Here is a 12,467-nt window from a genome sequence, read left to right as displayed (position 1 = left end):
AGGGCCCGCCACGGTGCCCTCGGCCCCCTCGGCCCCCTCGGCCCCCTCGGCCCCCTCGGCCCCCCTCGGCCCCCCTCGGTCCCGGCTCAGTCCTCCTGGCTCTCCGCCGTCCGCCTCTCCCGCAGCTCCTTGATCGCGCGGCGCCGGGCGAGCCGGTGGGTGCGGCGGATCTGGGCCTCCTGGTAGCGGCGCTTGTCGCGCTCCGTCTCGGGTATGACCGGCGGCACCCGCCGGGGTTTTCCGTCGGCGTCGACCGCCGCGAAGACCAGGTACGCCGAGCCGACCTGGGTGGGTGGCGCCGACTCGTTCCAGCGTTCGGCCAGGACGCGGACGCCGATCTCCATCGAGGTGCGTCCGGTCCAGTTGACCTGGGCCTTCACATGGACGAGGTCGCCGACTCTGACCGGCTCCAGGAACGCCATCTCGTCCATGGACGCGGTCACGGCCGGGCCGCCGGAGTGCCGGCCGGCCACGGCCCCCGCCGCGTCGTCGACGAGTTTCATGATCACGCCACCGTGCACCGTGCCCAGCAGGTTGGTGTCGTTGTGGCTCATGATGTGGCTGAGGGTGGTCCGGGACGCCGCGGTGGGCTTCCCGGGGAGATCACCCATGGTTTCGCCCGGAAACGCGATGTCCGGGGCAGGGGCCTGGTCTGTCATGACGTCCACCTTATGCCGGGCCCGTCATCGGGAGACTTTGTGTCAGCTTCGCAACAGCACTGACCCCGTTCTTCACCGGCCCTTGTAAGGCGCACGGCCCCACCCGGCACACTGGGGCCCATGAACGAGTGGCCCGAGGGATCGTCCAACGACAGCCGCGGCGACAGCTACGGACGCGGCAGCACCAGTGCGCGGCCCGAGGGCGCCCGCGTGATGCGTCAGGTCCGGCGCGGGCCGGGCGGGCCCGGCGGCCCTCAGGCCGCGCCGCAGTACGGCGGGGTACCGCAGCAGCCGGCGTACGGCGACCAGAGGGACGACGCCTACGACAGCGGCTACAACACGGGCCAGGTCTACGGCGGCGGCCGGCGCGGCGGGGGTTTCATACCCAACGACAACGATCCGGACCCGGAGCTGGAGCGGTACCGGCCGCAGCCGAACTGGCGCCGGCGGATCAAGTGGACCGCGATCACGCTGGTCACCGCGCTGGTGGTGACCTCGGTGGCCACATACTTCTGGGCCGACTCCAAGCTCCACCGCGATGTCGACCTGTCCAAGGTGATCGACCGGCCCGCGTCCGGCAAGGGCACGAACTACCTGATCGTCGGGTCCGACAGCCGCGCGGGCATGTCCGCCGAGGACAAGAAGAAGTTGCACACCGGGTCCGCCGAGGGCAAGCGCACGGACACGATGATGATCCTGCACACCGGTGACAACGGCTCGGCGCTGATCTCCCTGCCCCGTGACTCGGACGTGGAGATCCCGACCTTCAAGGGCTCCGAGTCCGGCAAGATCTACCAGGGCACGGGCCGCCACACGAAGCTGAACGCGGCGTACGCGACGGACGGCCCCGAACTCCTGGTGCGTACGGTCGAGTTCAACACCGGGCTGCACATCGACCACTACGCGGAGATAGGCTTCGGCGGCTTCGCGAAGATCGTGGACGCGGTCGGCGGTGTCGAGATCACGATCGACAAGGGCTTCAAGGACAAGTACTCCGGCGCCGACTTCCAGGCGGGCAAGCAGACGCTGAACGGCGAGCAGGCCCTGGCCTTCGTCCGCACCCGGCACGCCTTCGCCACGAGCGACCTGCAGCGCACGAAGAACCAGCAGAAGTTCCTGTCGGCGCTGGCCCACCAGGTGGCGACCCCGTCCACGGTCCTCAACCCCTTCAGGCTCTACCCGACGATGGGCGCGGGCCTGGACGCGCTGACGGTCGACAAGGACATGAGCCTGTGGGACCTGGCCGACATGTTCTGGTCGATGAAGGGCGTGTCCGGCGGCGACGGAACGTCGATGAACATGCCGATCTCCGGCTCGACCGGCGGCAACCTGGTGTGGGACAAGGCCAAGGTCAAGACGCTGGTGAACGAACTGAAGAACGACGAGAAGGTGACGGTGTCGGGCAACTGATCCCCGCGCCCACCTCACCGTGAAGGGCCCCGCCGGACTGCTTCGGCGGGGCCCTTCACATACGGGTCAGCAGGCGCAGAGGCAGAAGGGGTGCCCCGCCGGGTCCGCGTACACACGCCAGGTGCGCGAGCGGTCCTCCGTGTCCAGCGGCCTGGCGCCGAGCGCGAGGACACCCTCCTCGGCCGCCTCCAGGTCGCTGACCGCGAGGTCCAGGTGCAACTGCTGCGAGGCGTCCGGGGCCGGCCACTTCGGCGGTGCGTACCCGGGCGCGGCCTGGAACGACAGCGACCCGCCACCGGGCACCTTCAGGTCGGCCCAGTCGCCGTCCCCCTCCACCGTGCCGCCGAGCAGTTCGGCGTAGAAACCCGCGAGCGCGCGCGGGTCGGGGCAGTCCAGGACGACGGCGCCCAGCTTGGCGAGAGCCATGACTTCCTCCTCGTGTGTCTGCGGATCCGTCCGCGAATCCGCGTTACCTGTAGAAGCGATCAACAGGTAACTGTTACCGCATGCTTCCGTATAAGAGGTAACGTCGCAAGGGGAAATCCGAGAGGTAACGTCACGAGCATGAGGTCGCAGACATGAGCGACAGAGCCCCCGGTGGCCTCGCCCTGGTGGAGGCCCTGGTCAACACCCTCGACCTGGAGTCGGGCGCGGACCGCCTGGACACCCCCGAGGGACGCGCCGAGTTCGGCGTCGCGGAGCGCGACCTGGCCGAGGTGCGCGAGCTGCGGGAGTCGCTGCGCGCCGTCTGCCTCGCCCACGCGGGCCACGCGCCGCACCGCGAGGTGACGCCCCTGGGCCGGCTGCTCGCCCGGGCGCCGCTGCTGGTGGCCGTCGACGAACGCGACGGCTCGGCGGTCCTGGCGCCCGCCGACGGGGGGCCCCTGCGCTCCCGGGTCGCGGCCGCCGTCGCCGAGGCGCTGACCGCGGGCACCTGGCTGCGCCTCAAGGCCTGCGAACTGCCCGAGTGCCACTGGGCGTACTACGACCGCAGTCCGGCCGGGAAACGGCGGTGGTGCTCGATGTCGGTGTGCGGGGCACGCGCGAAGATGCGCCGCTACCGGGCCAAGTAGACAGGCGGACCGCGTAGTCGGGCACTCTCCGGCCAAGGGCGACCGCGGTGGTGCAGAATGCAGCAGGACGCCGGTCCGGCCGACTGAGCCTCGGCCGGACCGGCGTCACCCGTCCTGCTACGCGGTGGGCCGGCCCATCGCCCGGTACGTCCACCCGGCCCGCCGCCACAGTTCCGGGTCGAGCGCGTTGCGGCCGTCGAGGATCACGCGGGAGGCGACCGCCCTGCCCAGCACCGCCGGGTCCAGCTCGCGGAACTCGCGCCACTCGGTGAGGTGCAGCACGACATCGGCCCCGCGGACCGCTTCCACGGCCGAGCGGGCGTACCCGAGCGTCGGGAAGACCCGCCGGGCGTTGTCCATGCCCTTGGGGTCGTAGACGGTGACCTGGCCGCCCTGGAGGTGGATCTGCCCGGCGACGTTCAGCGCGGGCGAGTCGCGCACGTCGTCGGAGTCGGGCTTGAACGTCGCGCCGAGCACCGCGACCCGCTTGCCGAGGAACGAGCCGCCGCCCAGCGCCTCGCGCGCCATCTCGACCATCTGGCCGCGTCGGCGCATGTTGATGGAGTCGATCTCGCGCAGGAAGGTCAGCGCCTGGTCGGCGCCCAACTCGCCCGCGCGCGCCATGAAGGCGCGGATGTCCTTGGGCAGGCACCCGCCGCCGAACCCGATGCCGGCCCGCAGGAACTTCTTGCCGATCCGGTCGTCGTGGCCGATGGCCTCCGCCAGGAGGCCCACGTCGGCGCCGGCGGCCTCGCACACCTCCGCCATCGCGTTGATGAAGGAGATCTTGGTGGCGAGGAAGGAGTTCGCCGAGACCTTCACCAGCTCGGCGGTCGGGAAGTCGGTGACGATGAAGGGCGAGCCCTCGGTGACCGGGGTCGTGTACACCTCGCGCAGCAGCTTCTCGGCCCGCTCGCTGCGCACGCCGACCACGATCCGGTCGGGGTGCAGCGTGTCCTGCACGGCGAAGCCCTCGCGCAGGAACTCGGGGTTCCATGCCAGTTCGGCGTCCTCGCCGACGGGCGCGTGCGCGGCGAGGTAGGCCGCCAGGCGGTCCGCGGAACCGACGGGCACCGTCGACTTGCCGACGACCAGGGCGGGAGCCCGCAGATGCGGCGCCAGGGACGCGATCGCGGCGTCGACGTACGACATGTCGCACGCGTACTCGCCGTGCTTCTGCGGGGTGTTGACGCACACGAAGTGGATGTCGCCGAAGTCCGCCGCCTCGGCCCAGTCCATGGTGAAGCGCAGCCGCCCGGTGGAGCCCTCGATCCCCGTGACGTGCTTGCGCAGCAGTTCCCCGAGGCCGGGTTCGTACATCGGGACCTCGCCCCGCTGCAGCATCTCGATCTTCTCGGGAACGACGTCGAGCCCCAGCACCTCGAACCCCAGCTCGGCCATGGCCGCGGCGTGTGTCGCGCCGAGATAGCCGGTGCCGATCACGGTGATCTTGAGGCTCATGGGTGCTCCAGAGATATGCGGCGAATCCGAGCCGAGCATAGCCGGGTGCTTCTGCGGGCACGTTTCCCGCTGTCGCCAAGCTCACGTATCACTCGGGTGGGCGTACCTCTAAAATCTGGGTTACTTAACGGTAATTAGCGTCGGCACCACTGTGTCTTTGGAGCGTGAGAGACCTTGGCCGGATCGGCTGACTTCGACCTGTACCGCCCGTCCGAGGAGCACGACATGCTCCGCGACGCCATCCGCTCGCTGGCGGAGGCGAAGATCGCGCCGCACGCCGCCGCGGTGGACGAGGAGGCGCGGTTCCCGCAGGAGGCGCTGGACGCCCTCGTCGCCAGCGATCTGCACGCGGTCCACGTGCCCGAGGAGTACGGCGGCGCGGGCGCCGACGCGCTCGCCGCGGTCATCGTGATCGAGGAGGTGGCGCGTGTGTGCGCGTCCTCCTCCCTGATCCCCGCGGTGAACAAGCTCGGGTCCCTGCCCGTGATGCTCTCCGGCTCCGAGGAGCTGAAGAAGAAGTACCTGGGCCCGCTGGCCAAGGGCGACGCGATGTTCTCGTACTGCCTCTCGGAGCCGGAGGCGGGCTCCGACGCGGTCGGCATGAAGACACGGGCGGTCCGCGACGGCGACCACTGGGTCCTCAACGGCGTGAAGCGCTGGATCACCAACGCGGGCGTATCCGAGTACTACACCGTGATGGCGGTGACCGACCCCGACAAGCGCTCCAAGGGGATATCCGCGTTCGTCGTCGAGAAGTCGGACGAGGGCGTCTCCTTCGGCGCCCCGGAGAAGAAGCTCGGCATCAAGGGCTCCCCCACCCGCGAGGTCTACTTCGACAACGTGCGCATCCCGGCCGACCGCATGATCGGCGAGGAGGGCACCGGCTTCGCCACGGCGATGCGGACCCTGGACCACACCCGCATCACCATCGCCGCCCAGGCCCTCGGCGTCGCCCAGGGCGCGTTCGACTACGCCAAGAACTACGTCCGGGAGCGCAAGCAGTTCGGCAAGCCGATCGGCGACTTCCAGGGCATCCAGTTCATGCTCGCCGACATGGCCATGAAGATCGAGGCGGCCCGGCAGCTGACGTACGCGGCGGCCGCCAAGTCCGAGCGGGGCGACGCCGACCTGACCTTCCAGGGCGCCGCGGCCAAGTGCTTCGCGTCGGACGTGGCGATGGAGGTCACCACGGACGCCGTCCAGCTGCTCGGCGGCTACGGCTACACCCGCGACTACCCGGTCGAGCGCATGATGCGCGACGCGAAGATCACCCAGATCTACGAGGGCACGAACCAAGTGCAGCGGATCGTGATGGCGCGCAACCTGCCGTAACAGGGGCACGCCAGAAGCCGTTTCGGCGGTCCGGGCCCGGACGGTGCCCGGACGGTCCCACGGCTTCCCGTTCCACTGAAGCCCGCTCCCCGTCGCGGCCCGTTCCTGGGCGTCATGCCAGGGAAATCCTGGACTGGCGCTCAGGCCCCTGGGGCGCTTGACCTGCGGAGAAACCACGGCCCCCGGCACCACGGCGGGGGCCGTTCGCGCGGGGCCGCCGGGACACCTCCGACTGTTCTCGCTCCGTCGGACCGTCGGCGCCGGGGATCAGCAGCGCGGCCGCGGCTGCCCGGCCACACCCCTCCGCTCCCTGGAAGGCGTGGCGACAGTGCTCCCGCATCACCTCTGCGCTGCTGTCGCCCGCCCCATCGGCAACGTCGCGGGGTCGGGGACGGTGGTCTCGTGGTACTCGCGGAAGCGGTAGCGCCCCCGAGAGAAGTCGCGTACTGGTGCGCCGGCGTTCGGAGAGTCAGGCATCCTCGGCCGCCGATTCCTGATCCGGGATGCGCTGTCCGCGCGATTCCGCGACCCTGAGCGCGTCCGCCAGGGCTTCTGCCAAGCGGCAGGCCAACCAGCGGTATTCGCTCGCCGACAGAGCTTTCGCGCCGGGTGCCGTGGCGTCGCGGGCGTACTCCAACAGTTCCTGGCCCATGCTGAGCTGTACCGTCTCGATGCTGTCGGCGAGGGTGGAGAGGTAGCCCCGGCCGTCGCTGCTCAGGTAACAGGGCTTCCCCTCCGGACTGGTCCACGGCAGTAAGCGGGGACCTCCTCGACCCGACGCGGCGTCGTACAGCTCTCTGCGACGCACGCGGTCGGCATCACTCCTGGGCTGGCTCACTGGACACCCCCGGCCTGGGTCACTGACGGTGGACACACTGACCGTAGGCACTGACCGAGCGTCACCCCAGGTGGTGGCCATGGCAGTTCGCGACTCCTGGTTCATGAACTGCCACGCTGCGTGGCAGCTACCCGACAACGCCCAGGTAGTCGGCCATTTCACGCATCTCCGTCGTGAGGGTGCGCTTGCGCTTGCGCAGGATCTCCTCCATGGTCTCGGCGGCCCCGTTCTGGTGCCGCAGCCACTGCGGTGCGGCTTCCCTGGCACGGGTCAACTCGTCCATGGCGGCGGACAAATCGCCGGTCCGGGTGTAGGCACGCGCCACGTCGAGGGTGAAGCGGTTCCCGTCGTTGGTGCTGGGCCTGCCCAAACGCTTCCACGCCCTGGGCGACAGCTCCTCCCGCTCGCCTGCCTTGCGCACCACCGCGCGGGCGTCGCCGACGACCATGTCGTCTTCGAGTGCCTTGACCGCGACGGTGACCGGCCCGAAGACGGACCAATGCCGGGAGACATTGCGATGCGCCGTCCCGATGGCGGATGCCGCGACCCGGGCGGCTTGCCGGTACTCCTTCGCCTCGTCGGGACGGTTGTTCCTCGCGGCTGCGGCGGCAGCCTCCATCGCCAGGCCGCCCCACACCGCGTAGTGGTCCGGCTCGGCCCCCGTGATCTTCGGCTCCATCGCGTCCATGCTCCGGGCAGCGACTTGTTCCGCCTCGTCCAACCTCCCCTGCCTCACCAACAGCCAGCACATGCAGCCGACACCGGAGCCCGCCGCAAGCATGTCCCCGGCCTGACGGGCGTCCATGATGGCGCCACGTACAGCGGCATACGCGATGTCGTACTGCCGTACCTGGGTGAGGTAGGTGCCGGCCAGACGCAGTGCCTCGGCGCGGGCCAGCAGGGCCTGCCGGTGCTCGTCCCCGCTGTCGAAGTAGGCGACGGCTTGTGCGGCATCACGCAGCAGGCCCGGCAGTTGAACGGCGACGCTCTTGTAGCTGTCGGAGAAGTACAGCACCCGCGCGTCTTGCAGCGTCCGCCGGAAGGCGCGCAGGTTCGGCTCCTCGGCCACGGCCTCGGCGTCCTGGTCCACGAGCCCGACGGCCGGGGTGAGCGCGGCGCGGAGCTGGATCAGGTTGACCCGGTTCGGCTCCTCAGCCTGCCCGACGGGCTCCGGTGCGTCCGAGGCCATCAGCGCGGCCGTGGTCACTCCCAGCGCGCGGGCAAGCGTGTGCAAGGTCTCCATGCGGATGGTGCCGCCCTGCTCGGCCTTGCGCACGGTGCCCGGCGATACGCCTGCGGCGTGGGCCAGTTCCTCCTGACTCATCCCCGCGCGACGCCGGTACTTGCGGACGTTGTCAGCCAGCTCCGTGGTCATCAACTCGGCACCTCCCACTCCACGGTACGCCCGGCCGGCACATCAACCGGGGGCGCTCCAGCAGACTCCGCCCACAAGGGTTCCCACCACGCAACGGACCGGGCTCCGCCAGGACGAGGGCCTGAGCGGGAGGGGCCCCCTCGTCGGTCGGGCAGCTTCACCGAACCAAGGTTCCCCGGGGCCGCCAAGGCTCACCCCGCGACGCTTACGCTCGGCCTTGGCGGCCCCCAGGGGTTCCTGGTACGCCTCCGGCGACCGGGCGGCGAGGGCCCCCTCCTGCGGCCCCGACCCCACACCATGACGAAAGCCGCACGCGCACTCGGCCCCCTGCTCCTGGGAGGGAGGGCCGGGGTCTGGGACAGAGCCCGAGAAGGCTTCGCTGTACGGGCTGTTGCACGCCCGGACCGGCAGGGCCGTTGCCGAGCGGGGCGGAGACAGGAGCGAGCGGCGGCCCCGCAGGGCCGGAGCAGGCGCGACCCGCATTCAACGGCCCGACGAGCACCGAGCCCAGCAGAGACGAGGGCGCCGAACCGCCACCCTGTGCCGCGGTTGTCCGCTGACGTTGCCGTCAACTACTGATCTTTGGCTACGGGCTTGACGCTGGCAGCGTGAGTTCAAGGCCGGTTCCGGCCAGGAGTGCCAGGAGGAGTTCGGGGTGGCGCTGGACATAGCGGAGGGCACTGCGGGCGGCTCGGTGCAACTCGTCAATCGAACTCGGCGGTGGAGCAGCGCGAAGAAGCGCGGGAAGTCCTTCTTCGTGTAGCCGCCGGACGGCTTGACCGCGTAGATCAGCCGGGGCTCGACACCTTCCTTGAAGCACACCCAGGCAACCATGCTGATCTTGTCGTTGCGCTTGCCGGACATGCGCAGAACCGGGGTGTACCCGGCCTTGCCCCAGGTCCGGCGGACCGGGCCGTTCAGCCAGGCCCCCGCCTCGTCCTCGAAGCAGATCCACCCGCCGACGGCTGTGACCTGCGAGGATGGGACGCCACCGGCCACGTCTCCGTGCGCCATGCGGCGATCGCCTCCTCGTCACGCTCGATGGCCCGCACCTTGGGCACCTGCCACAACCAGCCCAGACGGTCCAGCAGCCGCCCGCGTTATGTTTTTCGCGGTCCTGCAAGAGGGCCGCTGGCCTCCGGGCCCGGCATGACTGTGTCCCCCTGTCGAACGGATGACCTGGGGGGGTGGTGTCACCGGGCCCGAGGGGTGTCGTCGGAGACGCTGATGAGAGGTCCGACCGCCGCCCGACCGGGCGCAACGCCCGGCCATTCGCGGGCGGCAGGTCTGCATAACGTGGATGCGCGAGAACGGCCCAGACGCCCAGGCCGGCACGGCATCGAGTGAGTGGGGGCACGGTGATCGACACCAGCAGCGTAGGCGTCTTGCTCGGCCTGGACGTCGGCAAGAGCACACACCACGGCCACGGGCTCACCCCGGCCGGCAAGAAGGTCTTCGACAAGCCTCTGTCCAACAGCGAACCGAAACGGGGGATGTCTTCGACAAGCTGGTCGCGAAGTTCGGCACCGTCCTCGTCGTCGTGGACCAGCCCGCGTCCATCGGCGCCCTCCCCCTGACCGTCGCCCGCGATGCGGGCTGCCAGGTCGCCTACCTGCCCGGACTGGCGATGCGACGGATCGCCGACCTCTACCCCGGCGAGGCGAAGACCGACGCGAAGGACGCGGCCGTGATCGCGGACGCCGCCCGCACCATGCCGCACACGCTGCGCTCCCTGGAACTGACCGACGAAATCACCGCCGAGCTCACCGTTCTCGTCGGCTTCGACCAGGACCTCGCCGCCGAGGCCACCCGCACCTCCAACCGGATACGCGGCCTGCTCACCCAGTTCCACCCCAGCCTGGAGCGGATCCTTGGACCCCGCCTCGACCACCAGGCCGTCACCTGGCTGCTGGAACGCCACGGATCCCCGGCCGCCCTGCGGAAAGCCGGCCGCCGCAGACTCGTCGAACTGATCCGCCCGAAGGCCCCCCGCATGGCCACCCGGCTCATCGACGACGTCTTCGACGCGCTCGACGAACAGACCGTCGTCGTCCCCGGCACCGGCACCCTCGACGTGGTCATCCCCTCCCTGGCCCGCTCGCTGACCACCGTCCACGAACAACGACGGGCCCTGGAAGCCCGGATCAACGAACTGCTGGAGGCCCACCCTCTTTCCCAGGTCCTGACGTCGCTGCCCGGCGTCGGCGTCAGGACCGCCGCTGTGCTGCTGGTCACCGTCGGCGATGGCAGCAGCTTCCCCACCGCCGCTCACCTCGCCTCCTACGCCGGCCTCGCCCCGGCCACGAAGCAGTCGGGCACCTCGATCCACGGCGAACACGCACCCAGAGGCGGCAACCGACAGCTCAAACGCGCGATGTTCCTGTCCGCGTTCGCCCTGCACGACCCCGCCTCCCGCGGCTACTACGACCGCTGCCGGGACCGCGGAAAGACCCACACCCAGGCCCTCCTCCGCCTCGCCCGCCAACGCATCAGCGTCCTGTTCGCCATGCTCCGCGACGGAACCTTCTACGAGGCACGCGGCCCCGAAACAGCCCACGCATGACCAGCTCGAGCTTGACGAAGGACATAGAGGCACCCCCCGAGACCTCGTACGTGACACCGAACCGCTCCTCGATCAGCCTGCCGATCCGCGCCAGCGTCCACGCTGGTCCTCCCAGCCGTGCTCCATCGGACCGGCCCACAGCAAGACCTCCAGCTCCGCTTCCTGCTTGGCAGACAGGTACGAGCTGCCGCCTGGCCCCATGGGCAACAGGGCATCCCTGCCGCCCTCCCGCCAAGCCCTATGCCACAGGCCGACCGGCCGCCGACCGACCCCGAGCACCTCCGCGACCTTGCTCCACCGCACCCCTTGTTCGAATAAGTCGGCCGCCTACAGACACCGCCGCTCCGCCTCAACCAGGCTCAGCAGCCTGCGAGTTCGAGTCCCCATACATCTGGTATACCGCGCATGGCCGACTCGTCAACCACGACCTCAAAAATCCGTACTGCTGCCACACCACACAAAAGCCCCGCCAGGCGAAACCTGACGGGGCTTTTGTGGAACCTGAACAATAAGCACCGTTACCCGCAAGACCCGATTATCGAATCACAGGCCGAGGCATTACCACTCACAGGCTACAACTCAACGGGCGCCACTGTTCGGAGCTACTTCGATTACTCGCACGCACCAGGGAACACCTCACTGAAGACCCCTTCCTTTCGCAATAGATCAGAAAGGAAATGCGCTTCTACGTACGTACCCTCATACCCGCGCCGCTTCAATTTTTGGGATGACTCCTGGGCCTCGCGAATAGAGAGATCGAATGCACCACGAAACGCCTTCAGGATCCCCCCGCCGCGATATTCTCTGTCGGTCAGCTTCACGCAGTACGAGCCGTGCTGCGCCAAGATTTCGCTGCGCACCTCCACCGGAGCTGGGCCCCAGGCACCATGATGCGAAATTCCGCAGGCATCACAAGCCCACTCAACCTCCCACCGCAGCCGGCCACCCCTCACCAGTTGCACTACCCACCCCGTACAGGGCTCGCCACACCCCTCGCACGGACCCGAGAGCTTCGCAGCTTGTTCACTCATTCCCAACCTCTGATGGACTTGTATCGCGCGATGATCCCATAAAAGCGCGGTGACAGACCAGATCCATCACGCGGATGATGAGTGCCCGCCGGTATGCCGCGACTGAACCATCGGTGGTGCAGCTCTTCGTGTACCAGGCTATCGCGAAGCTCTGCCCTACTCACGAAAGACTCTGCGCCAATCTGCGTTCCGCCATTCGGCCTCGCTATTCCTGTGCTAACCCAAGGGCTGTAAACGGGCTGGTGGGTGAATCGGAGACCGGGAAAGTCCTCGGCAATTACAGCCTCGATGGCGCGATTCCGCGAGGCAGCCGTCTTCCCTGTCACATGACTCAAGTCAGACGTCCATGTATTGCCGCCTGCCTTTCCTTCAACTCCGCTTAGGCCCACCGGCGGTTTCGCTGCCTTCGCTTCCGTGCTCAGGACCTTGGAGGCAAGGGCTGTGGCTCCCTCCTCCAGTACCCTTCCGGTCCCGTAACCGAGGAAACCGCTGGCTGCGCCGGTGACGGCGCCGGACAGTTCGGCCCGGAGGTAGCCGCCAGTGCTGTGGTCGGCGTCGGAATCAAGGTAGTTTCCGACCACTGAGCCGGCCATGCCGCTGAGCGTGGCGCAGCCGGTCGCCAGACCGAAGCCGACCCCGCCGCTGGCCACGCCTGTCGCGGTCACCGCCAGGGTGTGTCAATTTAACGGCTGATCTTGGTTGTTGAGTGGTCAGTTGTTGCTCGG

At 69.1% G+C, this 12,467-nt stretch carries 11 protein-coding genes and 2 pseudogenes; 4 read left to right on the top strand and 9 right to left on the bottom strand.

Going from position 1 to position 12,467, the window contains the following annotated elements:
* Nucleotides 1–86: 86 nt before the first annotated feature.
* Nucleotides 87–659, bottom strand: a complete 573-nt coding sequence (locus ACFSL4_RS37010) for an acyl-CoA thioesterase (RefSeq protein ID WP_381092504.1) — start codon at nucleotides 657–659, stop codon at nucleotides 87–89.
* 120 nt (nucleotides 660–779) lie between these two features.
* Between ACFSL4_RS37010 and ACFSL4_RS37005 the strand changes: the two genes are divergently transcribed.
* The gene (locus ACFSL4_RS37005) at nucleotides 780–2,069 is read left to right on the top strand and encodes an LCP family protein (RefSeq protein WP_381092503.1); all 1,290 of its coding nucleotides are present in this window, start codon (nucleotides 780–782) and stop codon (nucleotides 2,067–2,069) included.
* A gap of 66 nt (nucleotides 2,070–2,135) precedes the next feature.
* On the opposite strand, the gene ACFSL4_RS37000 is transcribed toward ACFSL4_RS37005, so the two are convergent.
* Nucleotides 2,136–2,495 (bottom strand): VOC family protein, encoded by a 360-nt coding sequence (locus ACFSL4_RS37000; protein WP_381092502.1) that lies wholly within the window; start codon nucleotides 2,493–2,495, stop codon nucleotides 2,136–2,138.
* Nucleotides 2,496–2,647: 152 nt separating this feature from the next.
* Between ACFSL4_RS37000 and ACFSL4_RS36995 the strand changes: the two genes are divergently transcribed.
* Complete coding sequence (locus ACFSL4_RS36995; RefSeq protein ID WP_381092501.1) at nucleotides 2,648–3,142, top strand: CGNR zinc finger domain-containing protein; 495 nt, start codon at nucleotides 2,648–2,650, stop codon at nucleotides 3,140–3,142.
* Between the two features lie 117 nt (nucleotides 3,143–3,259).
* Here the strand turns inward: ACFSL4_RS36995 and ACFSL4_RS36990 are convergent, their stop codons facing one another.
* Nucleotides 3,260–4,603 carry a UDP-glucose dehydrogenase family protein gene (locus ACFSL4_RS36990; protein WP_381092500.1) on the bottom strand — a complete coding sequence of 448 codons (1,344 nt, stop codon included), beginning with the start codon at nucleotides 4,601–4,603 and terminating at the stop codon, nucleotides 3,260–3,262.
* A 174-nt stretch (nucleotides 4,604–4,777) separates the two neighbouring features.
* Here ACFSL4_RS36990 and ACFSL4_RS36985 point away from each other — a divergent pair, with 174 nt between their 5' ends.
* Nucleotides 4,778–5,935, top strand: a complete 1,158-nt coding sequence (locus tag ACFSL4_RS36985) for an acyl-CoA dehydrogenase family protein (protein WP_381092499.1) — start codon at nucleotides 4,778–4,780, stop codon at nucleotides 5,933–5,935.
* A 469-nt stretch (nucleotides 5,936–6,404) separates the two neighbouring features.
* On the opposite strand, the gene ACFSL4_RS36980 is transcribed toward ACFSL4_RS36985, so the two are convergent.
* The 3 genes from ACFSL4_RS36980 to ACFSL4_RS36970 all read right to left on the bottom strand — a co-directional run bounded on the left by ACFSL4_RS36980 (nucleotide 6,405) and on the right by ACFSL4_RS36970 (nucleotide 9,162).
* Complete coding sequence (locus tag ACFSL4_RS36980; protein WP_381092528.1) at nucleotides 6,405–6,743, bottom strand: hypothetical protein; 339 nt, start codon at nucleotides 6,741–6,743, stop codon at nucleotides 6,405–6,407.
* Between the two features lie 157 nt (nucleotides 6,744–6,900).
* Nucleotides 6,901–8,148, bottom strand: coding sequence for a helix-turn-helix domain-containing protein (locus tag ACFSL4_RS36975; protein ID WP_381092498.1), 1,248 nt, complete (start codon nucleotides 8,146–8,148; stop codon nucleotides 6,901–6,903).
* 483 nt (nucleotides 8,149–8,631) lie between these two features.
* Entirely contained in the window at nucleotides 8,632–9,162 is a 531-nt protein-coding gene (locus ACFSL4_RS36970) for a hypothetical protein (protein WP_381092533.1), read from the bottom strand.
* 344 nt (nucleotides 9,163–9,506) lie between these two features.
* On the opposite strand from ACFSL4_RS36970, the pseudogene ACFSL4_RS36965 reads away from it, so the two are divergent.
* Nucleotides 9,507–10,711, top strand: a pseudogene (locus ACFSL4_RS36965) (IS110 family RNA-guided transposase).
* Here the strand turns inward: ACFSL4_RS36965 and ACFSL4_RS36960 are convergent.
* The 3 genes and pseudogenes from ACFSL4_RS36960 to ACFSL4_RS36950 form a co-directional block, all read right to left on the bottom strand.
* Nucleotides 10,638–10,850 (bottom strand): winged helix-turn-helix domain-containing protein, encoded by a 213-nt coding sequence (locus ACFSL4_RS36960; RefSeq protein ID WP_381092497.1) that lies wholly within the window; start codon nucleotides 10,848–10,850, stop codon nucleotides 10,638–10,640. The pseudogene ACFSL4_RS36965 and the gene ACFSL4_RS36960 sit on opposite strands and share 74 nt — an antisense overlap.
* Nucleotides 10,784–11,026, bottom strand: a pseudogene (locus tag ACFSL4_RS36955) (helix-turn-helix domain-containing protein); the annotation flags it as partial. The gene ACFSL4_RS36960 and the pseudogene ACFSL4_RS36955, both read right to left, overlap by 67 nt.
* A gap of 712 nt (nucleotides 11,027–11,738) precedes the next feature.
* A complete protein-coding gene (locus ACFSL4_RS36950) occupies nucleotides 11,739–12,335 on the bottom strand; it encodes a hypothetical protein (RefSeq protein WP_381092496.1) in 597 nt (198 codons plus the stop codon).
* Between the last annotated feature and the right edge of the window lie 132 nt (nucleotides 12,336–12,467).

The sequence above is a fragment of the Streptomyces caeni genome (genome assembly GCF_042678285.1).
GTDB classification, from domain to species: Bacteria; Actinomycetota; Actinomycetes; order Streptomycetales; family Streptomycetaceae; genus Streptomyces; species Streptomyces caeni.
The sequence above is the reverse complement of the archived record's forward strand: the minus strand, read 5'-3'. Positions and strand labels throughout refer to the sequence as shown.

What these genes read in the sequence shown, in the direction of transcription:
- ACFSL4_RS36995 (WP_381092501.1), top strand. Translation starts at nt 2,648, where the DNA reads ATGAGCGACAGAGCCCCCGGTGGCCTCGCCCTGGTGGAGGCCCTGGTC.
- ACFSL4_RS36990 (WP_381092500.1), bottom strand. Translation starts at nt 4,603, where the DNA reads ATGAGCCTCAAGATCACCGTGATCGGCACCGGCTATCTCGGCGCGACA.
- ACFSL4_RS36950 (WP_381092496.1), bottom strand. Translation starts at nt 12,335, where the DNA reads ATGGCCGGCTCAGTGGTCGGAAACTACCTTGATTCCGACGCCGACCAC.
- ACFSL4_RS36975 (WP_381092498.1), bottom strand. Translation starts at nt 8,148, where the DNA reads ATGACCACGGAGCTGGCTGACAACGTCCGCAAGTACCGGCGTCGCGCG.
- ACFSL4_RS37005 (WP_381092503.1), top strand. Translation starts at nt 780, where the DNA reads ATGAACGAGTGGCCCGAGGGATCGTCCAACGACAGCCGCGGCGACAGC.
- ACFSL4_RS36970 (WP_381092533.1), bottom strand. Translation starts at nt 9,162, where the DNA reads ATGGCGCACGGAGACGTGGCCGGTGGCGTCCCATCCTCGCAGGTCACA.
- ACFSL4_RS37010 (WP_381092504.1), bottom strand. Translation starts at nt 659, where the DNA reads ATGACAGACCAGGCCCCTGCCCCGGACATCGCGTTTCCGGGCGAAACC.
- ACFSL4_RS37000 (WP_381092502.1), bottom strand. Translation starts at nt 2,495, where the DNA reads ATGGCTCTCGCCAAGCTGGGCGCCGTCGTCCTGGACTGCCCCGACCCG.